Source organism: Pseudomonas sp. Leaf59 (assembly GCF_920984685.1).
Taxonomy (GTDB): domain Bacteria; phylum Pseudomonadota; class Gammaproteobacteria; order Pseudomonadales; family Pseudomonadaceae; genus Aquipseudomonas.
Genome location: NZ_CAKLBR010000015.1, coordinates 74,141 through 100,046, shown reverse-complemented (window position 1 = coordinate 100,046; position 25,906 = coordinate 74,141). Strand labels below are relative to the sequence as shown.

Below are 25,906 nucleotides of genomic sequence, written 5' to 3'. Positions count from 1 at the left end.
CGGCCTCTCCTGGATAGAAAAACTTGCCTCTTTAGCTCGCCTCAATACTCCGGTGGACGGCGATTAGGTCTGGCAAAAACGTCAGGCAATGCGCTGTGAAAAACTCTCGTGACTTATTGATCCGATACTTATCGAAAAGGCAATGCAAGGCCTGCTCAAGCTTTGAATAGTTTGTGGTTTCAAGCTGGCTTACGATTTTGAAGCGAAAGGGCACACCCGTTGTGTAAAGCTGGGTAATGCGCTTTTCGACCGGACCGGTGGTGATCCCAATCTTGACTATCTCGATTTGATCTGCGGTATAGAGCCCGGTGGAGAGCACGTACAGCGTGCCGATATCAGCCTCCAGCTTGGCGAGATCCTCACCCTCGATGAACTCATCATCCTTGATTTCGACTGATCCCGAATCCGGCAGAAGAGTCATCAGGTGAGGTCTTTGGCTTTTATCTGCAGTAATGTCTGAGGCGCCTCGGCAGGCCAGATATATTCGGGCCAGAACAGCGTGGTCAACGTCCTTGTAATTGCCGGCAGCAACGTTTTTCAAATGGCTTGGGGTGCCGACGTACAGGGGGTACTCAACCTTAACGATCTCTCGGATTTGCTGGGGTGTGAGGCCTTCAGGATGCTGGCGAAGAATCTCGCGTACTAAATCGGTGAAACTGAGTTCGGTCCGCATCTTCAATCCTAATAATGTTGCGTTCCGTTGATGTGCTAGTGGTGTTGAGGTAGGGAGCATAGCCTGTGAGACCGCAGAATGGCGTGTTCTGAACCGGAGTTGACGTAGGTCAAGGGCAGCAATCGGCCAAAAGCGGTCGCCCAACTGCTTCGCCCTCGCTTAAGGACCAGCCAAGTGATATACCGCGCTTGGGTCTAATGCATGACACAAACAGGCAGTCTCATGATGCGATTCTCAATTTATAGCGGATTGGTTTTGGTGGGCTACTCGGCGCTCGATTACGGAGATCCCCCGATGGGCGTTGCTTTTGGCCAATTCGAACCTGCCGATGGGTACGCAGCTATCCAGAACCAGTGCTCCACGAACCATCACGACCAGACCGTTCTGGAACTTTCTGTTCAGACCGAAGCGGGTCTGGTCATTCCATGTGCGGGTCTGGCCATCCTGGATTACTCCATAGAGTTCGCGCCACCGTGCATCGAAGTGAACATTTTCGGCATTCCACATCCGCTCTATGGCGAGCTGTTTCCTCAGCAAGTCGACCTGTATGAGCGTCAATTCAGCTAATCGGAATGTCCCGCCGATATCCGCTTCGGGTTGTGGACTCAACCGGCCATTAGCTGTCCTTCACGAAGGGCAGCTTTGGGTCGACTTCTGCCAATCAGGGCCACCCATTGTGCTGGTCAAACCCGATGCGAACGACCGGCCAAGTCGAATGCAAATGAGTGGGCAAGTGCAATGCAAATGGATGGTTAGGCGGAGTGAAATTACCCACCCTAGAGGCCAACAATTTGATGTAGGGCCAATTTGGAAAGGCAGCATCAGAGCACATATCTAACCCCCTCCAAAACTGGTGTAACCGGTGTTACGAGTGTAACGCCCTTCACCAAACGCCCGGTTTCATTGGCTTTCATGCCTGTTACACAGTTGAGCGACATAGCGTACCCCCGATGTAACGCTGCCCCTGCGTGTAACTCTAAAGTCAGCATCCGGGTGTTGTGGGCAGGCGCTTTGCGCTCGATCCTACCAAGCGAATTTCGCTGGCTCCACCTTTCTATGAGAGGAAATCCAGGCTGGGGACCCTGAGAGCTTTAGCTTCACACGGGGCATGAAACCCGCGGGACTGAGTTAGTGGGAGGTGCTGAAAGTTACTGAAATTTCAATCGTTGAAATTGAAATCTTTGATTTTATAATTTTTATTATTAGTTACATAGCTGTGACTTGTTTGCCGATATACGTGTTGCATGGCAAATAGGTGTTACATCAATGAATATTCTGGAGGAGCGGTTTGTGATGATTTAGAAGGGGGTCATCGACCTACGGGCTTTCGCTTATTAGGTCGCTACGGGACTCAAGTGGAAACGGAGTCAAGCTTAAGCAACACATAGTTATGGTGCTTAAAATGGGGCAGTAATGGGAGAGGTAACGCAGATTCAAGTCCGGTAACTTTGGGCAGTCTATGACCAAACGGGTTGCTAATGCGAGTGAACCCAGCTATCACTAACCAATTATCAGACGTTAAACGGAAACGTGCCTTGAGCCATACACCGCAAAATCCCTTCCCCAGTGACCGAATAGGTGGTGGTGGCGCTGCGACCAGCGCCGGGATACGTTTCGAACAACAACTCGGGGCGCTCTTCTCATCATGGATTCTCGCTGGCGACAGGCTAGACGACAGCTTTCGTCTTGGCGCCGCTATTCCTGAATGGGTCCGTTTTGAAACAGAGGCACCCGTCGACGATCTTCTGATCAAGACCAGTGTCGGCGGCTACATCGCAGTTCAGGCTAAGACAACTGCAAATCTTAGTGACGACCCTAGCTCCCCGTTAGGGAAGACAATCTCGCAGTTCGTTCGCCACTGGCTCGTCGCTCAGCAAGGTGATGGCACTATGGGGTGGAATCGCCCCCTCGATCCGGTCCGAGACCGATTGGTGCTAGCTGTAGGCCCTCAAGCCTCAGCCCAGATTAAGAACGATTTACCGGCCGCGCTACGCCTCATTTCACAGCCAGGTGGAGGCGCACTCAACCAGGCACAGCAACGCGCTTATCAAGTGTTCACAAGTTTGGTCGAGCGTGCTTGGTCGAGCGTTACCAAAAGTCCATTTGACGATGATCTGCTGCTGGAGCTAGCGAAACTTGTAGACATATTCACCTTTGACGGAGACCAAGGGTACGCGTTAGCGAGGGGCTCCCTTATCAAAGTCTTTGGGCCAGACGTAGATGCTGCGGCAGCTTTCGCTTCCTTGTCCGATTTAAGCGGTCAACTGATGACGAAGCGTGGCGGCGGTGACCTACCAGTCTGGCGACAACTTCTCGCCAGCCGTGGTATCGCGCTCAACGCACCTCCCGAGTATCTCAGTGATATCCAGGCGCTCAAGCGACACTCCAAGCAAATCGCAGAAGCGCTCGCCAGCTATGAAAAGATCGATGTAGGCAACGGCGAATCGTTGTCCGTACGTCGCGACTGCCAAACCGCGATTGAGACGGCAGTGCGAAGCGGTCCCTTGCTCATTATTGGTGAGCCCGGTGCTGGCAAGAGCGGGGTTCTGAATGCCCTGGCGAAGAAATTGGACGAGGATGGTTTAGATGTTCTTCAACTCGCCGTGGATCGTTACTCAATTGAGAGCCTCGAAGGCTTATCCCGTGAGGTCGGATTAAAGCATCCTATTCTTGACGTGCTTGAAGCCTGGGACGGACCGGGCGAAGCCTATTTGATAGTGGATGCACTGGACGCGACGCGCGGCGGTCATGGCGAAAAAATCTTTCGAACTCTTATCGAACGAGTCCTTGAACGGAAGGGGCGCTGGAACGTTGTGGCATCGATTCGTAATTTCGACCTGCGTATGGGGCAACAACTACGTGCTCTGTTTAGAGGGACGCCGCCGCAGACGTCGCTCGCAGATCCAGCTTTTTCAAACGTTTTACATATTCAGGTGCCCTCTTGGTCAGAAGCGGAGTTTGAGCAACTTCTCCAACAGTCACCTACCATGGCTACGTGTCTTGCAAACTCGCCGCCGCGTCTGCGTGACTTGGCTATGGTGCCCTTCAATACCAGACTTCTGAGCGAATTGATCTCGGGGAACGCGGTCAAGGAACTTTACGCAGTCGCTTCCCAAGCCGACTTATTAGGCCTTTATTGGGAGCACCGTGTGGAAGGCCACGGTTCACCAGCAACGAGTAGCCTCAGCCGCGTCGTTCAATCCATGATTAAAGCGAGGGCGCTTCGCGCATCAAAATCTGAGGTGGCGTTCGATGCTCCCGCAATGATCGACACCCTCTGTAGAGAAGGTGTACTTGTTGTCGTTGATAACGAACGGTGGGTACAGTTCCGACATCATCTCCTCTTCGATTATGCAGCCGCGCGGCTTTACCTAGACCCAGACGCCATAAGCAACAGAACTTATCGATTCGCTAAGATTGAGGCGCTGGGGATGATGCTATCACCAGCACTTGGATTCGTACTTCGCGAAATTTGGGAGTCTGATCCTGCCCACGTGCGGTTTTGGGGGACCCTAGGCAACCTCATCAATGAAAAAGATGGCGACCCAATCATCCGCAGCACTGCTGGCAGATTGGGTGCAGAGTTTCCAACTTCGGCGAATGACTGCCTTCAACTCGGGAATCTGGCTATCGCGGGTGACAAGGGGGCTCTAGAGACGCTCTCCCATGTGACAGGTGCTTTTGCTGTGCGGCTGGAAGATGAGAAGGCGATAGTTTTGGGGCCATGGGTTTGTCTCGCCGATCGATTGGCTACCTCTCCGAGCAACGTTAGTAATACCCTTCGCTTTCTGCTCCACAATCTTATTGGGAGAGCCGAAGATAACGCGTTCAAGCCGATGCTTGGCCAAGCCGCACGCGCACTACTGACTTACGGACTTAGCCAACCCGAACCGGGGTTCATTGTCAGGAGCGCCATTGATTTCGTCATCGCCACATACGGAAGTGACATCACTGCGTCTCGGGGCTTGATAGCCCGGTTGTTCGGCCGTGATCGGCTCGACCGTTTCGGGCATGCCGAGGTACCAGCGGTCTGTTACAAAATTGCAGCAATCGGAGAAGCCGATCCAGAGTTCGTCGCTTCAGTTATCTACCGGACGGTATTTGATTACGAAGTGACGGACAATCAGCAGACCAGGATCAACAATAGCCAAATCCTTAGCCTTACTTCTAATGCTCGGCAGGATTACGAAATGGCGCGATGGTCCCTAGGCGAGTACATGCCAAAATTTCTAAAACTGCATCCAAGAGCAGCGATCACTGCTGTCGTCTATGCGCTCGAAGGATACGTCGCACGTGAGCATTCAATTACCGACGAAGTCCTAAACATACAGTTTCAGGCTGGAGGGAGATTAATCCATCTGCGAGAAGACCACAGCTACGTGTGGGCGCATAACCCCGACGGCACTCACGAGCGTGATGCAGAGCGCCTAGTGGCCAAGTTGCGCGAGCACCTCAAAGTCGCAACTGAGGGTGAGGCTATGGCTTTGATCGACATCCTAATGGATGAGGCTTCTTTAGCGATCCTCTGGTCTCGAATGTTCCTCTGCGCCGTCGAGCGCTCCGACGGTCTAGTAGACCTGCTCTGGCCCATAGCAGTGACCGAGCCCTTTCTCGTTCTTCCCGACACCCGAAAGGACGCAATTGATCTCGTTGCGAAAGGCTATGTTCGACGTTCAAAGCAAGAGCGGCAGGCACTAGAAGAGGGTGTGCTTCACTTCGATTTTTCAAAGTTTACACATCACGTCGACGCTCGCCTTTCCTTCTTAGAGCGCCTTTTTGGTGCGCTAGGCAGAGACAACTTGGTCACTGAAGAAGCTCGCCGAATCTGTAACACGTCTGTCCAAGGTCCGACACCAACAAATGACAGGCTATTCACAGTTCGTACCGGCTGCAGCAATCCGGATGACTTTTTCTGGATGCGAGATCTAGACAAGGGTGCGCCTGAGAACTCGCGTGTCATAACCGCGATCAAAGCTACGGAGACACTGCTTGGACTTGAATCGAAGTCTGACAACGACTCAGTGGCTTCGCTTAAAGACTCGATTGCAGCACTCAACCGCATACAAAACCTACTAGACGATGCGGCACACGTTGGTCTTAAGCGGCATGCGGAGGGGATCATTGGTCAAGGCTGCGAAGCCATCGTATCGCGACAGTTGCTGGTATCGAAGGACGTGCCTCCTACGCCTGAAGAAGATGCAGAATTTATAGCATTGTTGGAAGTCGCTGCTAGATCCGAGAGTCCAGTGCTTGAAGCCCACACGGAGACCGAGTTCGAAAAGTCTGCTGCATGGGGGAGCCCAGCAGCACGGGTTGAAGCAGCGCAAGCTTATTGGGATCTCTTTGCTCAACGAGTAGATCTCTACCCCAAGCTGGGTGCGCAGGCGGAGGAACTGCTTTCTGATACTCACCCTGCCGTCCGGCTAAGTGCTTCGGTGCGCCTTGTCCGAATTTGGGACTTAGATCGTGACCGATTCTGGAGCCTTTTGAATGGACACTTTACGAACGAACCTAACTTAACTGTCATCGAGCATCTTCTCGGTGGGGTCGTCTCACGCTTGATACATTCAGATCAGCAGCGAACTCTAGAGCTCTTACTGATGCTGTCACAGCGTGAGACATCGGGGTCAGATCGACAACGGCGTCTGTATAAAGCTATCGCAGGGAACCTTACAATTCTTTGGGTTACCTACAGTTTGCCGGGGGCAAAGGCTGTTATCGATAAGTGGGTAGAAGAGCCGTGGAAGCACTCCGAAGCAATAATTCAGATCTTAGCCACACTACGAGACGCTATTGTTCTCGGGATCGCTGAAACCCCCGGCAAGTATGTCGGCATCCGCCAGCGCTCCCAAACGCTTGTCTCCGATATTGTAAATGCTGCAAATACCCTGCTTGCCAGGTATGTGATGGCTCAAGATTTGAACGTAATAGCAAGCGAAGAGGTTCGGGAATGCGCGCGGCTGATTGACACTGCAGGAATGCAGATGTTTTTTGCGACTGACGAAAGCAGAAATAGCTGGGCTGACAACGCATCAGGTTTCCGCTCAGGTCTGGGGGTATTCCTACAAGAAAACGTAGATATCCTAAAGCGGATCGGCGAGTATGCTCAACCGCACACCACATATTACCTGCTTCAGCTCGTTGAGCGCTTAGTCGATGTAGACGCGGGTATGGCCTTCGATTTAGCAATTAGCATTCTTCAATCTAGTACGCGACTAGGCTATCAAAACGACACTTTGGGTGTAGACCTGCTTGTCAAACTCATTGGGATCTTTCTTGCTGACCATAAGGAAATCTTTGAGGACGCGGCCAGGCGCGCACAGCTAATTGATTGCCTAGAAATATTTATGGATGCCGGGTGGCCGGCGGCGCGGCGCTTGCTTTATCGCTTGCCGGAATTTATCCAGTGAATCGGTCTGCGTTACAAAACCTATTTAAGCGGGGGCTCAGCGACCTCCTTACTGAATTAGAGCGGGAACTGGCAAGACCGCAGCGTGACCCTTACGCAGAGCTCGATCTGAGTCGTCGCCCCCACGAACACGATACGCGTCTGCTATTCGTGGATGAATTACTCACTCACCTTGGGTGGCGACTCGGCGCATTGGGCAATGTCCTTGAAGAGGCTCGCCTACAGGCGAACACTACGAGGTTCATGGACTATTTAGGTGTGTCCGACATTAATGGGACACCACTCCTGCTGATAGAAGCCAAAGCTTGGGACAAACCTGCGATCTCTGCTCGAGGGGACGGTCAACACGATAGTGAAGCCGCACTACTTGTTGCAGCGATCCAACATATAAGGGGCGGAAAGACCGAGGCTACTTCGCCGATCATTGGAGAATGGGACAAGTATCTGCGGCAAGTCAGCGGCTATGTCAAAACGCTCAAGGAGCGGTACAGTCACAACTTACCCAGAGCCGTCATCATCAGCGGGGAGTGGATGGCGGTGTTCAAGGCGCCAGTTGAAACTTTCCTGGGAGCTGCTCGGCCTGACGATATCGCGACCTATACACGCGCACAGCTTAAGGAGCATGCCGAGGATATCTTCAACCTTCTTCATCGTTCGATGTTGACCATAGACGCACCAGTGCCTTTGCGTCCGGCGCAGCTGAGGCGTTACTTAGAGCTGGGCGAAGTCTCTGGCGCCTTTCAGGGTATGCATGTCCACTATGAGCGAACTGGCAGCAAGCTATTCACACCTAGGCCGCGGATCCTGATCTACCCAGCACTATTCGTTACCCGCACAGATGGCGCTCTATTCACCGTGATCCACAATGAGACCCCGGTCGAACTCGACTATCGACGGAATGATGATGACATCGAAACGCTTGCGCCGCATCTGGATGAAGTGCACGCCCTTGGCGCCACGCTTGTCGCAGCATGCGCTAGGGAGCTTGGTGGAGAACTGACCCTCGCTGAGCTTTCAGCCTTTCCGGGATTTCGTAATGATCGTTTGTCGAAAGCACCGGTGGATGCACTACCAGAAGCGGACGAATGGCTCGTCGCAACTGGTAGTGCGACGCACTTTCTCCTTGCGGCCCCCCGCGTGCAAGAATGTAAATATCATACTTGGGCTGAATGCGGAGCTGATGCCACAATGAATTCCGCAATCAGCGCTCGTACGGTCAATCCTCCAGCGTTTTTTGTTGATACTCAGCGTCACCACTGTGCACACCAAATTATTCAAGACCGTCGAGAAGCGCGCTGCCTCATCCAAGCAATTGACAGCCGGACCTGCTGCCAAGCATGTGTATTTCTGGAGCGGTGCTGGACAGAGGATGAGCGGGCGGCTTTGCCTTGTGGTTTATAGCAATACCTCAGTGCCTCTAACAGTATTTAATCTCCACAATACTTCGAAATTAGCCTTTGTAAAGGGCAGCTTTTGGCCGATTGCTGCCTCTCACGAAGGGCTGTAATCGGCCGATTAGAGCCCCTTCCCGGCGCCCCCTCTCAGCCTTTGTAGCCCCTAGCTCTGCCTGAAAAGGAATCCGTCACGGCCATTCTCCAGATTCAACGCTATCCAGAATGACGTTCGCTTGGACGTGATACGCCCCATGACTCACCACCACCGCCACACTCAACCCCCCCACCGCGGGAACGACCCGCTACCCCCGCAAGTCTACCGACACCCAATCATCGGTAAGGTACAGCGCAATGGACAAGACAATCACCGTGGACCAACTGGCGACCACCGACCTCAGATCAATCAACGAAATATGGCTCGGCGGCACGCATACCGAGCTGTGCCTGTGGCGTGGCGAGGCGGTTTTCACCCACGAAATGCTCAGCGAGGGCACTCACGATCAGAATGTTCGACGCCTGTGCCTGCAGTTGGTCGACCCTGATGATCAGGCCGCAGTGGCCCACGTTGAGGTGATCGTGCGCGAGCGGCTGGAAAAAATGGGCAAGGAGGGCGAGTTTTACCCGGCCGAGGAGGCGGACACTCGTCAATAGTCGCTGTGGCGCTGCGGGCGATAGGGGGCGAAAGCAGCCCTCAACGGCGCAAACCGGTCTACCATGGCGGCCCGGCAGTGGTTCACTGCGCTTCCGTTCATTTTCTATAAAGGCATCGCGATGACCATCGACCAAATCTCCCTCCCCAAAGGCGTAGGCCCTCACGCGGCCAAGCTGCTCGACGCTATCACTGGCGCCTCCACCCACGAAGAACTCAACCGCGCAGGCGGCAAGGCTGAAGGGTTTGTTTTGGGGCTGGAGTCGACCAAAGCGATCAAAAGCCAGATCGCCGAGTCGTTGTATGTGGCGTATGACGACGCCGCCAGCAATCGGGCGGGTGAGTTGAAGGGATAGGCGTTTTCGCGGCACGGCCCGCGCGGCTTTAGATAGACTGGATGCCTCAATTTTTCAGGATGAAATGCTCATGTTCAAAGCTGCCCTTGCTTCGCTGTTGTTGACCTGCACGTTTTGCGCCCACGCCGGTACGACGGTCGATGTGTCGAAGATTTACGGCAAGATCCAGTTCGTGGACAGCTATCCCGACTACAAGGTGAAGGTGGTGAATCAATACCCCGACCTTAAGGTGAAGAAGGTGGTTTCCTGGCCGGACTCTGTCGGCAAATGGCAAACCGTCGACAGCTACCCCGACTACAAGATCCAGATTGTCGATTCCTATCCGGACTTCACTATTGAATATGTCGAGAGCTGGCCTGGGGTCAATTGATCGCGGCAAGCCGTTGCAGGTGGCCTGCGACGGCTTGTCGGGCGGGTTGCTGCTCAGCCAGGGCAGGGCGCTTCACGGTCGAGCAGCTTGGCGGTGAGGAGTACGCCCAGTTCGCTCAGTTGGTGGATCGCCAGGGCGATGTCGCGGTGTTTGCCGTTTAGGTCTTCGGACAGGTCGAGCAGCAGGGTGCTGACTGAGGTGAAGGTTTCGTAGCTGTTGGTGATGAGGGTTTCGGTGCTGGCGTTGGGGGCGACGGTGAAGAGGGTGCTTGAATCAGTAAGCATTGTTAAGTTCCTTGCTTGGGCTGCCACCTCGTCGCTACTAAACGAAAAGGCGGTGGCTGTACGCAGGTTAGTAGACCGGTGGAACCTAACAAAACCGGCGCGTCCGGAGACGCCCTGCGCACAGCCACCATTGAGCACAGACGGGAACGTCTGATGGATTGAGCTCGTGCACTTGTTAGGTTAAAACCGTGGGCTACTAAACCCGATCACCGAGAGATTCAGCGACCGAGCCACCTTAGAGACGGCCTACCCAGTGCACAAGCCGGCGGATTCTGACGCACGTGTAGGCAAGGGAGCAAGGCGTTGCGGGGGATTCGGATTTTGCCTTCAGGAGCGTTAACCGTGACGTTGAGCACTGACGCATTTATCACACTGGCCATGGCCAACCCGCTCAACGCTGAAATCACCGCGCGCCTGCCGGCGCTTGGGGTGGATCAATGCCTGCTGACGGCGGGGTGCCTGTTTCAGGCAGTGTGGAATCATCAGGCGAATCTGCCGGCGGATCATGGGGTGAAGGACTACGACGTTTTTTACTTCGATACGGACCTGTCCTACGAGGCTGAGGACGTGGTGATCCAGAAGGCGAACGCGCTGTTCGCGGACCTGGGGGTGAATGTCGAGGTGCGCAATCAGGCGCGGGTTCATCTCTGGTATGCCCAGCGGTTTGGCCGGCCGTATTTGCAACTGCACTCGGCGCGGCAGGGGGTTGATCGGTATCTGGTGGCCGGCACGTGCGTGGCGCTGGAGGTGGCGACGGGCGAGGTGTATGCGCGGTATGGGTTGGCGGATGTGGAGCAGGGGATTTTGCGGATCAACCCGCTGCATCCGGAGCAGGCGTTGTTTGAGGCTAAGGCGCAGAGTTATCAGGCGCGGTGGCCCTGGCTGAGGATTGTTTGATGCCGATCTCTATTATGTTGTGGCGAGCGGGCTTGCCCCGCGTTGGGGTGCGAAGCGCCCCCAATCGAGCAAAACGCGGTGTACCTGATACGGCTCAGCGCCTGGCTTTGGGGCTGCTGCGCAGCCCAACGCAGGACAAGCCTGCTCGCCACAGGGAATCGCCGCTTAACTGAACGGCATTAGGGCAAGCCCGCTCGCCACAACAAGCGTGCTCGCCTTTTCCGCCGTCTTTTCCATGGCCGTTTTTTGGGAGGTTTGCACACTGCTCTAATAGCCCGTTACACCCCGAAAATGGCTTCAATTTCGATATTCAGTTCCGGGGAAAACAACTTTGAAACTTCGACCAGAGAGCTGGCAGGGAAGTGCCCTTCATAATGCTGACCCAACACCTTACGCAGCTCCCCGGCTTGGCTGAAGTCGGTGATGAATATAGTCACTTTCAAGAGTGAAGACATACCGGAGCCCTCTTCGGCGGCAACCGCTTTAATTTGCTCAAAAATAGCATTGGCCTGTTTTTCAAGGCTCAGCCCTTGAGCATCAGTTCCAAACGCTGTGAAGCCTGACAGGTACAGGGTATTGCCATTTTTCACCGAATGCGAATAGGGGCCCACGACGGGAGGAAGTGCATCATAAATTTTACGTTCGATTTTATTGCTTGGCATAGTTGCGCGTCCGAATGTTTAGTGCGTGGTTGATCTTGAGGTGCCTAAAATCAAGTGATTACTCAGGATTTTTCCGAGTTGGCTATGCTCTCAAAAACCGGCAACAGACAGTAGTCACGTTTCTCTACGGTTAATGCCTGTTTCTCTATGTGTTGAATCTCGCAATATTTCAGGCTCGCGTACGTATGTCATAATCCCTTTGGCAGCGTGTAAAGATAGGTCGCGCCCCGATATTCTTGCGCAGGAGGTATTAGTAGGTGAAGAATTATCGTTATGCCGCTGAAGAGGGTCGCGTGGCGCTCAGGGAAATATTACTTGGCTTTCTTCCTGAGGCGGGCCGGTTCCCAACGCCTATAGAGGGGTTTGCGCTGCACCGCTATGACCATTCAGACACGGCAAAGCCCCATTTCTACAATCCGATACTGATCGTCGCTGTACAGGGGAAGAAATGGGTTCGTATTGGTATCAACGATATATCATTCGGAGAACACACGTGCTTTATCGCCGGCGTGAACATGCCAGTCACCAGTTGCCTCTTGGAAGCAACCCCGGAAATGCCTTACCTGTCGATGTCCTTGGACCTTGACAGGCATTTGATGGCCGCGTTGGCCGCTAAAACTCCACCGCCAATTGAATATAACACCGACACTGCAGTTGGCGCCGCAGTGCAAGAACTCACCCAGGAATTGCTCGATGCCTTTTTACGAATGATTGAATTACTCGACCAACCAGAGCAGGCGAAGACACTGGGCGCGTTGATATATCAAGAAATTCACTATCGATTGCTCGCAACGCCCTTTGGGCACCAGCTTCGCCTATTGAATTCAGTGGGTTCTCAAAGTCATAAAATTAATCAAGCTATCCTGTGGTTGCGGGAGAATTACCGGGAAGCGTTGCAGGTAGATAAATTGGCTGCAACACTGAATATGGCGTCTTCAACCTTGTATAAACACTTTAAAGAAGTCACAACGCTCAGTCCCCTTCAATATCAGAAACGTTTGCGTCTAGATGAGGCGCAGCGCTTGATGCTGGTTGAAAATTGCGATGTCATTCAAGCGGCCTTAATGGTGGGGTACGAAAGTGCCAATCAATTCAGTCGAGAATATAAACGGCTGTTTGGTGAACCGCCTAGAAAGAATGTCGTAACAATAAGGACGGGTAGGCAGTCGTCACTCGAAACGGGAGTGGGGCGATCCTCGCGCTCATAAATCAACCGCTCCCGCGACAGCCAGTGCCTCGTGAGCCTATCTAGGCTTCCCCTAACGAAGCCCACTGACGCACTTGGTGCAGGAACTGCTGTTGCAAGGCGACGAAGTGATCTTCGAAAAAAGCCGACCCAATGCATTCGCTTCTACTGACTTGGCCGATCGGTTAAAGGCTTGTGGATCACTGGGCGTAGTTATTGCCGGAATGAAGACCCAGTACTGTGTCGACAGCACCTGTCGCGCCGCACGAGATCTTGGATTCGATACAGTGCTGATCGCCGATGGTCACACCTGCACTGACACCTCTTTACTGACGGCCGAAAATATTATCGCTCATCACAATGCAACCTTGGCAGGACCGTTCTGCCGTGTCATTCACGCTGAGGACTGGTGTTTCTAATCGGCATAGATAGATCGGCTCGAGATTGGGTCGATCTTTCAACAGTGGGTCAATCGAGTCCTTCGCGACAGACTGTAATCGGCCAATCAGCGATGGCATGGACTCAAGTTTCCGATTGGTCTCAAATCTACCTGACGTTGGCCGGCGCTGGATTTCTTTTTAAGCTTGCTGAAACGTTTCACCCGGTTTATAAAAATGGCACAACTCCAAGAAAGGCCGCAACCATGACCCCGCTCAAACTTTTTGTTGCCATCAGCACGCTGTCCGCTGCCTCCCACGCTATGGCCTGGGATTACGTTCTGCTCGACACCGACAAAGCCGCCCAGAGCTGGCAGATCACCAGTCAGCAACTCGGACTAAAAACCGACAAACCCTTCAGCGTTACCCTGCGCACCTTGCACGGCGGTCGGCAGGAGGGCGTCAGCATTGTCGACATCGATAACGGCACGATGAAACTCTCGGTAGTGCCGACTCGCGGAATGAACGTCTTGCAGGCCTCGGTTGGCAATGTACGCATGGGCTGGGATTCGCCGGTCAAGGAAGTGGTCAATCCGGCCTTCATCGAACTCAATGGCCGCGGTGGTCTGGGCTGGCTGGAAGGTTTCAATGAGCTGGTCACCCGCTGCGGATACGAATGGGTCGGCCATCCCGGCGTCGACAACGGCGAACTGCTGACCCTGCACGGTCGGGCCGCCAACATTCCTGCGAATAAAGTCACGCTGCATATCGATGAAAAACCACCGTACGCCATCACCCTGCGCGGTGAACTGAAAGAACAGGCGTTCAAGAAGGTCGACTTCTCGGTCGCGACCGAACTGGTCACCGAACCCGGCAGCGTCGCGTTTGCCCTCAACGACACCCTGACCAACAACGGCGACTATCCGAAGGAATACCAGGCGCTGTATCACAGCAACTTCAGCACCCCGTTCCTGGAGCAGGGCGCTCGTTTCGCCGCGCCGGTGAAACAGGTGTCGCCTTTCAACGACAAGGCCAAGGGCGAGCTGCCCGACTGGCAAACCTACCGCGCACCGACCAGGGACTACGACGAAACGGTTTACAACGTGGTGCCGTATGCCGACGCCAAGGGCGATACGTTGACCGTGTTGCATAACAAGGCTGGCAGCCTGGGCGTTTCGGTCGGCTTCAATACTCAGACACTGCCCGTGTTTTCCCTGTGGAAAAACACCGATACCCAAGGCCAGGGCTATGTCACGGGGCTGGAGCCGGGGACGAGTTTTTCCTACAACCGCCGTTATCAGCGGCCACTGAACCTGGTACCGACAATTGGGCCCAAGGAACACAGGCAGTTCCGCATCAGCTACAGCTTGCTGGCGGACAAGGCGGCGGTGGATAAGGCCTTGAAGCAGGTGAGCGAGATTCAGGATGGGCGGGAGACTGAGGTGCGGCAGACGCCGTTGGTTGATCTGACCAAGGAGTGACACCAGATGGAGCATTTTCGGCCGTAAATAGTCGCGTCTGATCACGTCGGCGTGTTCAAGATCCGCCAGTGAGCGCGCGACCTTGAGCCGTCGATGGGCTGCTCGCAAAGATTCGGTCACTGTCCGCTCATGGTCGTTTTCAGCCGATCACCTCAGGCAGAAAACGGCCAGAAGCTGGCTTCATCGGCGTGACTATCAAGCGTGGCGCTCATAGGTAAGGTAGTCGTGTGCCCCTGTCCCGGTACACAGAAAACCCGCTTTTTGGTACATCAATTTTGCAGGGTTATCAGGCCGTACACTTAAACGCAATTGACTGAATCCCTGCGCTGCCGCGTCCAGCGCATACGCCTCCAGAAGTGCCATTCCTACGCCGCTACGCCTATGGTCTGCCACTACGTGGATAGTGCTAAGTTCTGCGTGGTCTTGATCAGGCGTCCAAAGCGAGTATCCCGCGAAGTGGTCACCCATGAGCGCGATTGTAAACCGTTCGAAATTTTCAACCCAGCGCGTCAGGTGTCGCTCCAGTTGCAAGCGCCACGTAATTTCATGCTCAGGTTCCCAACACCGAATATAGCTTTCCTCGCCTCGGTAGATAGCCGGGATATCAGTCACACTTGCTTGCCTTAGTCGTATTGCCATTCCATTAGTCCGTGATTGAACGAAACTGCATGATATGGCGCGCTTGGTCTTTCGCAAACTCGCGAACCACGCCGCTAAGCGACTGCTGGATATCACAGGTGGACTAGTAGATCGTTCAAGCGCGATTGGACGTTGGGTAACAACGACGTCGCAGAGGTTTGGAGGGCTGGCAAGGCAGCCATCATTAAAGGGATTCAAGCTTACGAATCGGCCAGGAATCTTCGGCCGTCAGTTATGAGCTATCCACCACACCTGAAGCCGTCAGTCATTGTCATTGCAGCCAGTGTCGCAAAGCTCATGGCGCCGCATTTGCTTCGTACGGCAGCGTTCCGCGTAGCGCGCTGCGAATATAAGGTAGGCTCAAGCGAGCACCTTCTTTATGGTGATTTGTTTTCGCGCTTCATTCCCGCACGACGGGTAGGAATGATCCTTGCCATCGGCGATGAACTTTTAACCCCGTATTGCCCGTCCAAGGTGGGAACCCTTCCAGATCAAGGATCGTCCATGACCTTTTTTATCTTCCTGCTCGCCTGCGCCGCTGCGGCCAGTACCGGTGTGATTTTCAAGCCGGGTGCCTGGTACGAATCCCTTGTCAAACCCAGCTTTACCCCCCCCAATTGGCTGTTCCCGGTCGCCTGGACGATTATCTATCTATTGCTCGCCTGGGCCGGTTATCGCCTCAGCCTGATCCCGGGCAGTGAGCTGGTACTGGCGCTGTGGGCGGCGCAGATTGCGTTGAATACGCTGTGGACGCCGGTGTTTTTCGGCGCCCATCGGTTGTTTGCGGGCATGGTGATTATTGTGTTGCTGTGGCTCACCGTGGCGGCGATGGTGGTGTTCGCGGTACGCCTGGACTTGATCACTGGCTTGATGCTGTTCCCTTACCTGGCGTGGCTGTGTGTGGCGGCGGCGTTGAATTTTTCGATTTTGCGGAATAACCGTTAATGGCCCATAAACACTGGCCCGCCTCCGAGGCCGAACTCGCCCAGATGCGCCGCTTCAACCAAAAGCTCGCGTGGATGCCGCGCTTCAAGATCCGCAACCGCGTCACCCCGCGTCTGATTCAGGCGCTGTTGCGCGTCAGTCAGAAGATCAAGCGCGCAACGCCGGCTGAGAGCAGGGTTGTGAATGGCGTGCCGGTGCGCATTTTGCGGCCATCCGGCACGCCCAAGGGAGTGGTGCTGGATATCCACGGTGGCGGCTGGGTGATCGGCAATGCGCAGATGGACGACGCGCTGAACCTGGGCATGGTGCGGGCGTGCGATGTGACGGTGGTGTCGGTGGATTATCGGCTGGCGGTCGACACGCCGGTTGAGGGGCTGATGGACGACTGCCTCGCCGCCGCGCGGTGGCTGCTGACGGCTGATGAGTTTGCAGGCTTGCCAGTGTTTGTCGTCGGTGAGTCGGCCGGTGGGCATTTGGCGGCCGCGACCTTGCTGACGCTCAAGCAATGGCCGGATCTGCTCAAGCGTGTGAGCGGGGCGGTGTTGTATTACGGGGTTTACGATTTGACCGGCACGCCGAGCGTGCGCACCGCCGGGCCGGACACCTTGCTGCTGGACGGCCCGGGAATGGTCGACGCGCTGCGCCTGCTGACGCCGGGGTTGAATGATGAAGAACGCCGACAGGCGCCATTGTCGCCGCTGTATGGTGACCTTGACGGGATGCCGCCGGTGTTGATGTTCGTCGGGGAACTGGATCCGCTGAAGGATGACACGCTGCAGATGGCTGAACGTTGGCCGGGTGCCGAGACCCATCTTCTGCCGGAATCTGCCCATGGGTTTATCCATTTTCCGGTGGCGATGGCGGAGGGTGTGTTGGTTTATAGCCGGCGGTGGATTACCACCTGCATTCACGACGAGCGTGGTTGAAAGGAGCGCCCAAGAATCAAAAGCCAGAGCAAAGCAAATAGATCAAAACCAGTGTGATATCTATCAGATAAATGGAGATCAAACGGTGGGAGGGGGCTTGCTCCCGATGGCAGTGGGTCAGCTGCAAATAAACTGACTGACATTCAGCCATCGGGAGCAAGCCCCCTCCCACATTCATACCGCCCTCCACCCGCCAAAGGACACTGCGATGCGCGAATACACCGTCACCTACCTCCTCAACAACCAGTCCCGCACCCACACCTTCGAACTCAACCAACCCGAACTCCCCGATCACGACGCTGCCCTGCACCTGCTGGCCCTGCACCTGGGCGACGCCGAGAACAGCCTGATCCTGCCGCCCGCCGATGCCACGCCTGAACAGATCCTCGCGCAAGCCGCCATCGTCGGCATCACCCGGATCCAGGTGGCATGAGTCCGCGCATCCAAGCCGGAGATTGATTTCTGGCTGCGCCAGGGCTTTGAATTCGTTGATATCGAAGACGATCCGCTGTGGCAAACCACGCACATGCAGCGGCCAATAAATGCTTGACTCACCCATGGGAGGATTTCTGTCGGCGGCGGTCAGACTGACTACTACGCGCCCTTAAATCTGCTGGTGGTTCAATCCCGTGATTACGCATTCCTTCTTGTCGGGGGGCGGCGAGCTGGCCTCCCTGATCCAGTCCAGGGATTGGTCGGCAACGCCGTTGGGTCCGATCGAGCACTGGCCGCAGAGCCTGCGCACCACCGTCAGCCTGTGCCTGGCGTCGAACTTCCCGATCAATATCATCTGGGGGCCGGAGAACACGCAGATCTACAACGACGGCTACAAGGTGTTGTGTGGCGAGTCGCACCCGCGCGCGCTGGGCGAGGGTTACCACGTGACCTGGGCCAGCGCCTGGCCGGCCATCGGCGAGCCGTTCACGCGGGCGCTGGCAGGGGAAACCAGTTTTCTCGAAAACCAGCGCATGTTCCTCACGCGCAACGGTTACCTGGAAGAGACCTTCTTCACCTTTTCCACCTCGCCCATCCGCGATGAAACCGGCGGTATCGGCGGGCTGTTTCACCCGGTGACCGAAACCACCGTGACCATCCTGGCCGAGCGCCGCACCCGTGCGCTGCGTGACCTGACTGGCCGGCTGGCGGTTGCCGAGGATTTGCCTCAGCTGATCGCGCTGACGGTCGAGACACTGGCGACGTTCAACTTCGATATTCCCTTCCTGCTGTTTTACGCGCGGGAAGCCGACGGCTACCGCCTGGTGCAGCACGTCGGCATTGGCGCAGATACCGCCGCATCCCCGGCCTGGATCAGCCTGGATGACACCGCGCCATGGCCGCTGGGCGCGGCGTGCGCGCAAAAGCGTACGCTGCAGGTGGACGCCATCGAGGCATTGTTCGCCGGCATTGACTGCGGGCCGTACCCGGAATCGCCGCTCACGGCTTTCGTGTTGCCGCTGGTGGTGCCCGACGATACGCAGACGCCGCTGTTCCTGGTGGCCGGCGCCTCGCCGCGCCTGCCGATGAATGATATTTACCGCGGCTTTTTCGAGCTGTTGGGCGCCGCGCTCTCGGCGGCGCTGGCCACCGTGCGGGCGCGGGCCTACGAACGTCAGCGCGCCGATGCCCTGGCTGCCATCGACCAGGCCAAGACCACCTTCTTTACCAATATCAGCCATGAATTCCGCACGCCGCTGACCCTGATGCTCGGGCCGCTGGAGCAATCGCTGGCCCTGGGCGACGCGCTGCCTGCCGATGAGCGCGAGCGCGTGACCCTGGCCTATCGCAACGGCCAGCGCCTGCTCAAACTGGTCAATTCGCTGCTGGAGTTTTCGCGCATCGAGGCCGGTCGCGCCCAGGCATCCTACGAGCCGGTGGATCTGCCCGAATTGACCGCCGACCTCGCCTCCAATTTTCGCTCGGCCTGCGAGCGTGCGGGTCTGGCGCTGATCATTGACACCACGCCATTGCCAGACACGGCCTACGTCGACCGGGACATGTGGGAAAAGGTGGTGCTGAACCTGATTTCCAACGCCTTCAAGTTCACCCTGGCCGGGCAGATTCGGGTCAGCGTCGAACCCGGCGCCGATGGCGCGAGTGCCCAGGTCTGTGTCACTGACACCGGCACCGGCATTGCGGCCGATGAACTGCCGCGCCTGTTCGAGCGTTTCCACCGGATCGACAACCCCGCCGGCCGCTCGTTCGAAGGTTCGGGTATTGGCCTGGCGCTGGTGGATGAGCTGGTGCGCCTGCAGGGCGGCAGGCTTTCGGTGAACAGTGAAGTCGGAGTGGGCAGCACCTTCACCATCACCTTGCCGCTGGGCCGCCGCCATGTGCCAAAACCGCTGCATAGCCCGGCGCTGCTGCACGGTTCTACTACCAACGTCAGCGCCTTTGTCGAGGAAGCTATGGGCTGGTTGCCCGACGCGCCGGCGCCGCAGGTGCAGGATGAGCCTGACGCCGAACCGTTTGAAGAATGCGTGCTGCTGGCCGATGACAACGCCGACATGCGCGCCTATGTCGCCCGCCTGCTGCAAGCCGAAGGCCTGCGCGTGGAGACGGCGACCGATGGCCAGGCGGCGCTGGAGGTTGCGCGCGAGCGCTTGCCGCAGTTGATTCTTACCGACGTGATGATGCCGGTGCTCGATGGCTTTGGCCTGTTGCGCGCGGTGCGTGAGGACGCGCGCCTGCAGGCGACCCCGGTGATTCTGCTGTCGGCCCGCGCCGGCGAAGAGGCGCGCGCCGAAGGCCTGGCGGCGGGCGCCGATGACTACCTGATCAAACCGTTTTCAGCGCGCGACCTGATCGCGCGCGTCACCTCGCAGTTGGCCCGTGCGCGCAATCGGCGCGAGGCCGCGTTGCGCGAAAGTGAAGCGCGGCTGCGCCTGGCCATCGACGCCGGGCAGATCGGTGAATGGGAGCTGGACATTGGCGCCGACAGCTCGGTGCGCGCTGCCCGGCATGACCAGATTTTCGGCCACAGCGCGCGGGTCGAGCACTGGGGCATCGACACCTTCATGTCTCACGTGTTGCCCGAGGACCGGCCCGATGTGGAGGCGTCGTTCAAGCGGGCGGCCGAGCAGGGCACCGGCTGGGATTTCCAGTGCCGTATCCGCCGCGCCGAGGACCAGCAGGTGCGCTGGATCCTCGCGCGCAGCACGCCGCAGCTCGATGCTCAGGGCCGCACCCTGAAACTGTTCGGCCTGGTGCAGGACATCACCGATCAAAAACGCGTCGAGCTGGGCATGCAGGCGCTCAACGAAACCCTGGAGCAGCGCATCACCGAGGCCATGGAAGAACGCAGCAAGGCTGAAGAACAACTGCGCCAGGCGCAGAAGCTCGAGGCGCTGGGCCAGCTCACCGGCGGCGTGGCCCACGACTTCAACAACCTGTTGACGGTGATTCGCTCGTCCCTTGACCTGCTGGAACGCCCGGAATTGCCCGAGGTGCGGCGCAGCCGTTACCTGGCGGCCATCTCCGACACGGTCAATCGCGCGGCGCGTCTTACCGGGCAACTGCTCGCCTTCGCACGCCGACAGGCGTTGAAGCCGCAGACCTTCGACGTCAGCCAGAGCGTGACCTCGCTGGTGGAAATGATGGAATCTTTGTGCGGCGCCCATATCCAGATCAGCACCGACCTGGCGCCCCAGGACTGTTGTGTGTACGCCGACTCCAGCCAGTTCGACTCGGCGCTGGTGAATGTGGCGGTCAACGCGCGGGATGCGATGAAGGGCGTTGGCCGTTTGACCATCGCCGTGGCGGCAGTCGACACCCTCCCTGCGCTGCGCGGCCAGCCGCAGGTGCAAGGCGACTTTGTTGCAATCGCCATGCGCGACACCGGCAGCGGCATTCGGCCGGAGCATCTGGAGCGGATTTTCGAGCCGTTCTTCACCACCAAGAATGTGGGGCAGGGCACCGGGCTTGGCCTCAGCCAGGTGTTCGGCTTTGCCAAGCAATCGGGCGGCGAAGTGCGGGTGAGTACTGAACTCGGCCAGGGCTCGACCTTTACCCTGTACCTGCCCCGTGTCACCGCGCAACCACTGGAGCCCGATGTGCCGCTGGAGCCGGCGCTCCTCACCGACGGGCAGGGCGGCCGCGTGCTGGTGGTGGAAGACAATATCGAAGTCGGCACCTTCGCCACCCAGGCGCTGGAGGAGCTGGGCTATCAGGCGACCTGGGCGGTGAATGCCGAGCAGGCACTCAAGTGTCTGACCGACGCCGCCGAGGATTTCGACGTGGTGTTTTCGGACGTGATGATGCCGGGCATGAATGGCTTGGAACTGGCCAAGGAGATCCAGCAGTTGTGGCCGGCGTTGCCGATTGTGCTTACCAGTGGCTACAGCCATGTGCTGGCGCAGCAAGGCACCCACGGCTTCGACTTGCTGCACAAGCCGTATTCCATTCACCAATTGCTGCAGATTTTGCGCAAGGCCTGTGTCAAGCAGGTTTCAGCTTGAGCGCAGGCGCAGGATCTGCGCGCCGTCGAACGGGTCGGTCAGGTAATGGCCCTGCACGCCGAAGGTGTCCTGCAACCGCTGTGGCGTGAGCACCTGCAGCGGTTTGCCCAGCGCTACCAGCCGTCCGCGATCCAGCACGGCGAGGCGGTCGCAGGTCAGCGCCTGGTTGAGGTCGTGCAAGGCAATCAGGGTGGTCACCGGTAACGCTTGCACGCCTTTGAGGATCGTCAGTTGGTGCTGGATGTCGAGGTGATTGGTCGGCTCATCCAGCAGCAGAATCTGTGGCCGTTGCGCCAGCGCACGGGCGATGTGCACGCGCTGGCGCTCGCCGCCGGAGAGGCTGCGCCAGGCACGCTGGCTGAGGTGGGTGGCGTCCACGTCGTGCAGGGCCTGGTGCACGATGGCCTCGTCCTCGTGGGACCAGGGGCTCAGCGCCGACAGCCAGGGCGTGCGGCCCAGGGCCACGGCGTCGAACACGCCGATGGCGTCGTCGGTGTCGGCCTGTTGTTCCACCACCGCCAGTTGTTGCGCAATGACGCGGCGCGACAAGCCGCCCAGACGCTTGCCGCCCAGGCGCACGTCGCCGCTGGCGGGCGTGCGCAGGCCGGCCAGCAGCTTGAGCAGGGTGGATTTGCCGGAGCCGTTCGGCCCGACGATGCCCAGGGTTTCCCCCGCCTGCACCTCCAGGTGAATATCGTGCAGCAACTGCGCATCGCGCACCCTGAAGCCCAGGCCGCTGCAACTCAATACGCTCATCGCGCGTTTCTCCGGCCGATCAGGATCAACGCGAACACCGGTGCGCCGACCAGTGCGGTGACTACTCCGACCGGAATCACCTGGCCCTTGATCAGGCTGCGCGAGAGCACGTCCGCCGCGATCAGAAACAGCGCGCCGCCCAGAGCGCTGGCCGGCAGCAGCCGCGAATGCGCGGTGCCGAGCAGCAGGCGCACGGCGTGGGGAATCACCAGGCCGACAAAGCCGATGGCGCCGACAATCGATACCATCACCGCCGTCACCAGCGCGGCGCAGCCCACCAGCACGCATTGCACGCGGCGCACCGGAATGCCGAGGGAGGCCGCCGAGTCGCTGCCGAAGGTAAACGCATCCAGCGCGCGGCGGTGCCACAGGCACACGATCAGGCCGGCGACCGCCACCGGCACGGCCAGCCACACTGATGGCCAGCGCACGCCACTGAGGTTGCCGAGTAGCCAGAACATGATGCCGCGCGCCTGTTCGGAGCTGGCCGATTTAGTGATCAGGAACGCGGTGAGCGCATTGAACAGCTGGGAACCGGCGATGCCCGCGAGGATGATCTGCCCAGTGCCGCGCGCCGAGCCACTGGCCCGTGCGAGCAGGGTCACCAGCGCGAAGGCGGCCATGGCGCCGACGAATGCCCCCGCCGACAGTGAAATCAGCCCGCCGCCCACGCCGATCAGGGCGACCAGCACCGCGCCGGTGGAGGCGCCGGCGCTGATGCCCAGCAGGTACGGGTCGGCCAACGGGTTGCGCAGCAACGACTGCAGGATCACCCCGCAGGTCGCCAGCCCGGCCCCGCAGGCGGCGGCCACCAGCGCGCGGGTGAGGCGGTAGTTCCACACCACGCCCTCGTCGATGGGGTCGAGCACGTAGCCGGCCGCCCACAGTTTATTGGCCAGCACCTTGAGCACCACCTGCGGTGCGATGGCGGTTTCGCCGATGGCCACCCCGGCGAGCAGGGCGATCAGCAGCAACGTGAGGGCGAGCAGGGTGCGCATCATTGGGGCAGGTCGTAGCCGTCGATGGCGCCGGCCAGTTGTTCCAGGCCGTCGAACATGCGAATGCTGGCCTGCAGCGCCAGGGCGTCGAGGACGATGATGCGGTTGTGTTTGACGGCGTCCATGTTGCGGGTCACCGGGTCGCTGCGCAGGAAGGCAAGTTTCTGTTGATGGTCGTCGGCGGGGTAGCGGCGCCGGTCCATGCGTGCGATCACCAGAAAGGTCGGGTTGGCCTTGGCGATGGTTTCCCAGCCGACGGCGGGCCACTCTTCATCGGACTGCACCACGTTGGACAGGCCCAGGGTGTGCAGCATGAATTCGGGGATGCCCTTGTGGCCGGCCACGTAGGGATCGCTGGCCATCTCGGCGCTGGAGAACCACACCAGCGCGCTGGCCTGCTTCAAGCCTTTGCCTTGCGCGGTGGCGACGGATTTGGCCAGGCGTGCCTTGAGTTCGTCGTTGAGCTGTTGACCGCGCGCCTGCACGTCGAAGATCTCGGCCAACTGACTGATGCTCTTGTAGATCGTGTCGATGCGAAACGGCTCCAGCCGCGTGCCGTCGGCGCCCACCAGGTTGTCCTTGCCTTCGCAGTCCGACGGCAGCAGGTAGGTGGGGATGTTCAGTTCATGAAACTGCTCGCGGGTGCCTACCACGCCTTGTGCGCCGACCACCCATTCCAGCTCGGCGGCCACCAGCTGCGGGCGCTTGGCGATGACGGATTCGAAGCTCGGCTCGTTGTTGGCCAGGCGCTCGATGCCATCGTTGAGGGTTTTGTACTGCGCCAGCACGTTGTTGAACCACAGCGAGGTGCCGACCACTTTGTCACCGACGCCCAGGGCATAAAGCATTTCGGTGGCGGCCTGGCCGATGGTCACGCTGCGTGCGGGGGCCTGGGCGAAGCTGATGTGGCTGCCGCAGTTTTCCAGGGTCAGCGGGTAGTGGGTCGGCGCGGCGTGGGCCTCTGCAACGGACAGCCCGAGGCCGATCATCAAGGCGGTAACGCGTGGCAGCATGGGGGCAATCTCCGTTTGAACCGTTGGCGAAACCCCAATGAGTCCCGTCCGGGAAACGGCGCGGTATGGTAGTGCATGGCGGGGTGGGCGGGAAGATGCGGGGCTGCTCTCAACAGCAGACAGCTTCCATTGTGGCGAGCAGGCTTGCCCTGTGGCGAGCAGGCTTGTCCTGCGTTGGGGTGCGCAGCAGCCCCCCTGTAACTAAGAATGCGGTGTGTCAGAAACTTCGCGGAGTCAGGTTTTAGGGCTGCTGCGCAGCCCAACGCAGGACAAGCCTGCTCGCCACGGAGAGTCTGCGCTTAACTGAACGGCATTAGGGCTTGCCCTATGGCGAGCGGGCTTGCCCCGCGTTGGGGTGCGAAGCAGCCCCTGTAATTAAGAATGCGGTGTGTCAGAAACTTCGCGGAGTCAGGTTTTGGGGCTGCTGCGCAGCCCAACGCAGGACAAGCCTGCTCGCCACGGGGCAAGCCTGCTGGCCACAGGGCAGGTGCGCTATCGGCGGTGCATCACAAACGAATATCTTCCGGGCCGCGAATCAGCGCTTCAATGCGCGTGCCTGTGGCGCGCTCTTCGTTGCTGAAGCCGTCGTAATCGGCCAGGTTGCCGAAGCGAACGCCGGTCAGCTGTTCTATCTGAAGCACGCTGCGCTGGTAGGTCCGCAACTGGCCGAACACCAGGTCGAGCTGGCCCAGTTCGCGGCTCTGGTCGATCATGTACGCGCTGGCTGAGGGCTTGCCATCGTCGCTGAGGTAGGCGACGACTTTCCAGAAGGCCTTGGGAATCCGGATGCCCCGGTAAAGGCGGTCGTCTTCGCCGAACACCGGGCCGGTAAACACCGTGGCGCGGGCTTTCCAGCGCTGGGTGTTGTCGAGGATATAGTCTTCGAGTTCCAGCCAGGTCTTCTGGTTGAAGCCGCTCATCTGCGGCGAGCAGTTGGTGAAATGGAAGGTGTCGACGTTGGCGGTGGCGGCCTCGGCGCCCCAGTTGGGATCCTGGCGTCGCACCAGGTGGCCACGGTCCAGGCCATTGCCGGCGTAGAGCTCCTCACCGACCTGGGCGTCGACGGGCAAGCGGCCGTCGTAGGCCCAGGTGTCGTTGCTGCGCACGATGTCCACGTGTTGCGCGCCGTCGATATTGACGCCGACGTAGAAGGCCAGGCGCCTGGAGCGCGACATCGTGATGGAAAAATGCGTGTAGTCCAGGCGCTTTGGCTGCAGATCATCGGCCAGGGCCTGGTCAACCGTGGGCCAGGGCACTTCGAAGCCGCCAAGAAAGTCCTCGGCATAGCCGGTGCGGTTTTCCAGGTCCTTGGCGGCAGTGATGCGCGGTGTTGCCGCCCGCGCCTGCAGCAGGGAAGGGCTGGCCGTGACCAGCGGGCGCAGATCGCCAAGGCGGGGACGGTGTGACAGGTCGATTTTGCGGGTGCGGGGTGGCATG

Annotated in this window: 21 protein-coding genes and 3 pseudogenes; 15 read left to right on the top strand and 9 right to left on the bottom strand. The window is 58.1% G+C overall.

Features of this window, described 5'->3' with window-relative positions:
* Positions 1-31 precede the first annotated feature (31 nt).
* The gene (locus LUB09_RS16725; protein ID WP_231423086.1) at positions 32-673 is read right to left on the bottom strand and encodes a GIY-YIG nuclease family protein; all 642 of its coding nucleotides are present in this window, start codon (positions 671-673) and stop codon (positions 32-34) included.
* 222 nt (positions 674-895) lie between these two features.
* On the opposite strand from LUB09_RS16725, the gene LUB09_RS16720 reads away from it, so the two are divergent.
* From LUB09_RS16720 to LUB09_RS16695, 6 genes are all read left to right on the top strand, one after another.
* On the top strand, positions 896-1,240 hold the full coding sequence (locus LUB09_RS16720) for a hypothetical protein (RefSeq protein ID WP_231423084.1): 345 nt from the start codon (positions 896-898) through the stop codon (positions 1,238-1,240).
* 968 nt (positions 1,241-2,208) lie between these two features.
* Positions 2,209-7,083 (top strand): hypothetical protein, encoded by a 4,875-nt coding sequence (locus LUB09_RS16715; protein WP_231423083.1) that lies wholly within the window; start codon positions 2,209-2,211, stop codon positions 7,081-7,083.
* Between the two features lie 242 nt (positions 7,084-7,325).
* Positions 7,326-8,483, top strand: a complete 1,158-nt coding sequence (locus tag LUB09_RS16710; RefSeq protein WP_231423082.1) for a hypothetical protein — start codon at positions 7,326-7,328, stop codon at positions 8,481-8,483.
* Between the two features lie 344 nt (positions 8,484-8,827).
* Positions 8,828-9,127, top strand: a complete 300-nt coding sequence (locus tag LUB09_RS16705; protein WP_003234402.1) for a hypothetical protein — start codon at positions 8,828-8,830, stop codon at positions 9,125-9,127.
* Between the two features lie 120 nt (positions 9,128-9,247).
* Positions 9,248-9,481, top strand: coding sequence for a hypothetical protein (locus tag LUB09_RS16700; protein ID WP_057008200.1), 234 nt, complete (start codon positions 9,248-9,250; stop codon positions 9,479-9,481).
* 70 nt (positions 9,482-9,551) lie between these two features.
* Positions 9,552-9,851: a hypothetical protein gene (locus LUB09_RS16695; RefSeq protein ID WP_209983238.1), complete on the top strand. Its 300-nt coding sequence runs from the start codon at positions 9,552-9,554 to the stop codon at positions 9,849-9,851.
* Between the two features lie 53 nt (positions 9,852-9,904).
* On the opposite strand, the gene LUB09_RS16690 is transcribed toward LUB09_RS16695, so the two are convergent.
* Entirely contained in the window at positions 9,905-10,135 is a 231-nt protein-coding gene (locus tag LUB09_RS16690; protein WP_231423081.1) for a DUF6124 family protein, read from the bottom strand.
* Positions 10,136-10,513: 378 nt separating this feature from the next.
* Here LUB09_RS16690 and LUB09_RS16685 point away from each other — a divergent pair, with 378 nt between their 5' ends.
* Positions 10,514-11,032, top strand: a complete 519-nt coding sequence (locus LUB09_RS16685; protein WP_442964104.1) for a nucleotidyltransferase family protein — start codon at positions 10,514-10,516, stop codon at positions 11,030-11,032.
* 278 nt (positions 11,033-11,310) lie between these two features.
* On the opposite strand, the gene LUB09_RS16680 is transcribed toward LUB09_RS16685, so the two are convergent.
* The gene (locus LUB09_RS16680) at positions 11,311-11,694 is read right to left on the bottom strand and encodes a RidA family protein (RefSeq protein ID WP_231423079.1); all 384 of its coding nucleotides are present in this window, start codon (positions 11,692-11,694) and stop codon (positions 11,311-11,313) included.
* 257 nt (positions 11,695-11,951) lie between these two features.
* Between LUB09_RS16680 and LUB09_RS16675 the strand changes: the two genes are divergently transcribed.
* From LUB09_RS16675 to LUB09_RS16665, 3 genes and pseudogenes are all read left to right on the top strand, one after another.
* Positions 11,952-12,902: an AraC family transcriptional regulator gene (locus LUB09_RS16675; protein ID WP_209983232.1), complete on the top strand. Its 951-nt coding sequence runs from the start codon at positions 11,952-11,954 to the stop codon at positions 12,900-12,902.
* A 58-nt stretch (positions 12,903-12,960) separates the two neighbouring features.
* Positions 12,961-13,299, top strand: a pseudogene (locus LUB09_RS16670) (isochorismatase family protein); the annotation flags it as partial.
* Between the two features lie 224 nt (positions 13,300-13,523).
* Positions 13,524-14,738 (top strand): aldose 1-epimerase family protein, encoded by a 1,215-nt coding sequence (locus LUB09_RS16665; RefSeq protein ID WP_231423078.1) that lies wholly within the window; start codon positions 13,524-13,526, stop codon positions 14,736-14,738.
* 24 nt (positions 14,739-14,762) lie between these two features.
* Here the strand turns inward: LUB09_RS16665 and LUB09_RS24085 are convergent.
* A pseudogene (locus tag LUB09_RS24085) lies at positions 14,763-14,849 on the bottom strand (hypothetical protein); the annotation flags it as partial.
* Between the two features lie 84 nt (positions 14,850-14,933).
* The gene (locus tag LUB09_RS16660) at positions 14,934-15,377 is read right to left on the bottom strand and encodes a GNAT family N-acetyltransferase (RefSeq protein WP_209983227.1); all 444 of its coding nucleotides are present in this window, start codon (positions 15,375-15,377) and stop codon (positions 14,934-14,936) included.
* A gap of 206 nt (positions 15,378-15,583) precedes the next feature.
* Here LUB09_RS16660 and LUB09_RS16655 point away from each other — a divergent pair.
* The 5 genes and pseudogenes from LUB09_RS16655 to LUB09_RS16635 form a co-directional block, all read left to right on the top strand.
* Positions 15,584-15,727 (top strand): annotated as a pseudogene (locus tag LUB09_RS16655) (GFA family protein); the annotation flags it as partial.
* Positions 15,728-15,881: 154 nt separating this feature from the next.
* Positions 15,882-16,322 carry a tryptophan-rich sensory protein TspO gene (tspO, locus tag LUB09_RS16650; protein ID WP_003234380.1) on the top strand — a complete coding sequence of 147 codons (441 nt, stop codon included), beginning with the start codon at positions 15,882-15,884 and terminating at the stop codon, positions 16,320-16,322.
* Positions 16,322-17,248: an alpha/beta hydrolase gene (locus LUB09_RS16645; protein ID WP_231423077.1), complete on the top strand. Its 927-nt coding sequence runs from the start codon at positions 16,322-16,324 to the stop codon at positions 17,246-17,248. The genes tspO and LUB09_RS16645 overlap by 1 nt, the downstream gene beginning before the upstream one ends.
* Before the next feature lie 208 nt (positions 17,249-17,456).
* Positions 17,457-17,681, top strand: a complete 225-nt coding sequence (locus tag LUB09_RS16640) for a hypothetical protein (RefSeq protein WP_231423076.1) — start codon at positions 17,457-17,459, stop codon at positions 17,679-17,681.
* Between the two features lie 196 nt (positions 17,682-17,877).
* On the top strand, positions 17,878-21,702 hold the full coding sequence (locus LUB09_RS16635) for a response regulator (RefSeq protein WP_231423075.1): 3,825 nt from the start codon (positions 17,878-17,880) through the stop codon (positions 21,700-21,702).
* Here LUB09_RS16635 and LUB09_RS16630 read toward each other — a convergent pair.
* From LUB09_RS16630 to LUB09_RS16615, 4 genes are all read right to left on the bottom strand, one after another.
* Positions 21,694-22,458 (bottom strand): ABC transporter ATP-binding protein, encoded by a 765-nt coding sequence (locus LUB09_RS16630; protein ID WP_231423074.1) that lies wholly within the window; start codon positions 22,456-22,458, stop codon positions 21,694-21,696. The two genes, LUB09_RS16635 and LUB09_RS16630, sit on opposite strands and share 9 nt — an antisense overlap.
* Positions 22,455-23,459, bottom strand: a complete 1,005-nt coding sequence (locus tag LUB09_RS16625) for a FecCD family ABC transporter permease (protein WP_057008049.1) — start codon at positions 23,457-23,459, stop codon at positions 22,455-22,457. The genes LUB09_RS16630 and LUB09_RS16625 overlap by 4 nt, the downstream gene beginning before the upstream one ends.
* Positions 23,456-24,469: an ABC transporter substrate-binding protein gene (locus tag LUB09_RS16620; protein WP_231423073.1), complete on the bottom strand. Its 1,014-nt coding sequence runs from the start codon at positions 24,467-24,469 to the stop codon at positions 23,456-23,458. Before LUB09_RS16620 ends, LUB09_RS16625 begins: the two co-directional genes overlap by 4 nt.
* Positions 24,470-24,975: 506 nt before the next feature.
* Positions 24,976-25,905, bottom strand: coding sequence for a DNA/RNA non-specific endonuclease (locus LUB09_RS16615; protein WP_231423072.1), 930 nt, complete (start codon positions 25,903-25,905; stop codon positions 24,976-24,978).
* Position 25,906 lies beyond the last annotated feature (1 nt).

Excerpts from the sequence above, each read along its gene's own strand:
- LUB09_RS16725 (WP_231423086.1), bottom strand. The coding sequence starts at position 673 with ATGCGGACCGAACTCAGTTTCACCGATTTAGTACGCGAGATTCTTCGC.
- LUB09_RS16720 (WP_231423084.1), top strand. The coding sequence starts at position 896 with ATGATGCGATTCTCAATTTATAGCGGATTGGTTTTGGTGGGCTACTCG.
- LUB09_RS16710 (WP_231423082.1), top strand. The coding sequence starts at position 7,326 with ATGGACTATTTAGGTGTGTCCGACATTAATGGGACACCACTCCTGCTG.
- LUB09_RS16705 (WP_003234402.1), top strand. The coding sequence starts at position 8,828 with ATGGACAAGACAATCACCGTGGACCAACTGGCGACCACCGACCTCAGA.
- LUB09_RS16700 (WP_057008200.1), top strand. The coding sequence starts at position 9,248 with ATGACCATCGACCAAATCTCCCTCCCCAAAGGCGTAGGCCCTCACGCG.
- LUB09_RS16695 (WP_209983238.1), top strand. The coding sequence starts at position 9,552 with ATGTTCAAAGCTGCCCTTGCTTCGCTGTTGTTGACCTGCACGTTTTGC.
- LUB09_RS16690 (WP_231423081.1), bottom strand. The coding sequence starts at position 10,135 with ATGCTTACTGATTCAAGCACCCTCTTCACCGTCGCCCCCAACGCCAGC.
- LUB09_RS16685 (WP_442964104.1), top strand. The coding sequence starts at position 10,514 with ATGGCCAACCCGCTCAACGCTGAAATCACCGCGCGCCTGCCGGCGCTT.
- LUB09_RS16680 (WP_231423079.1), bottom strand. The coding sequence starts at position 11,694 with ATGCCAAGCAATAAAATCGAACGTAAAATTTATGATGCACTTCCTCCC.
- LUB09_RS16665 (WP_231423078.1), top strand. The coding sequence starts at position 13,524 with ATGACCCCGCTCAAACTTTTTGTTGCCATCAGCACGCTGTCCGCTGCC.
- LUB09_RS16660 (WP_209983227.1), bottom strand. The coding sequence starts at position 15,377 with ATGGCAATACGACTAAGGCAAGCAAGTGTGACTGATATCCCGGCTATC.
- tspO (WP_003234380.1), top strand. The coding sequence starts at position 15,882 with ATGACCTTTTTTATCTTCCTGCTCGCCTGCGCCGCTGCGGCCAGTACC.
- LUB09_RS16645 (WP_231423077.1), top strand. The coding sequence starts at position 16,322 with ATGGCCCATAAACACTGGCCCGCCTCCGAGGCCGAACTCGCCCAGATG.
- LUB09_RS16640 (WP_231423076.1), top strand. The coding sequence starts at position 17,457 with ATGCGCGAATACACCGTCACCTACCTCCTCAACAACCAGTCCCGCACC.
- LUB09_RS16630 (WP_231423074.1), bottom strand. The coding sequence starts at position 22,458 with ATGAGCGTATTGAGTTGCAGCGGCCTGGGCTTCAGGGTGCGCGATGCG.
- LUB09_RS16625 (WP_057008049.1), bottom strand. The coding sequence starts at position 23,459 with ATGATGCGCACCCTGCTCGCCCTCACGTTGCTGCTGATCGCCCTGCTC.
- LUB09_RS16620 (WP_231423073.1), bottom strand. The coding sequence starts at position 24,469 with ATGCTGCCACGCGTTACCGCCTTGATGATCGGCCTCGGGCTGTCCGTT.
- LUB09_RS16615 (WP_231423072.1), bottom strand. The coding sequence starts at position 25,905 with ATGCCACCCCGCACCCGCAAAATCGACCTGTCACACCGTCCCCGCCTT.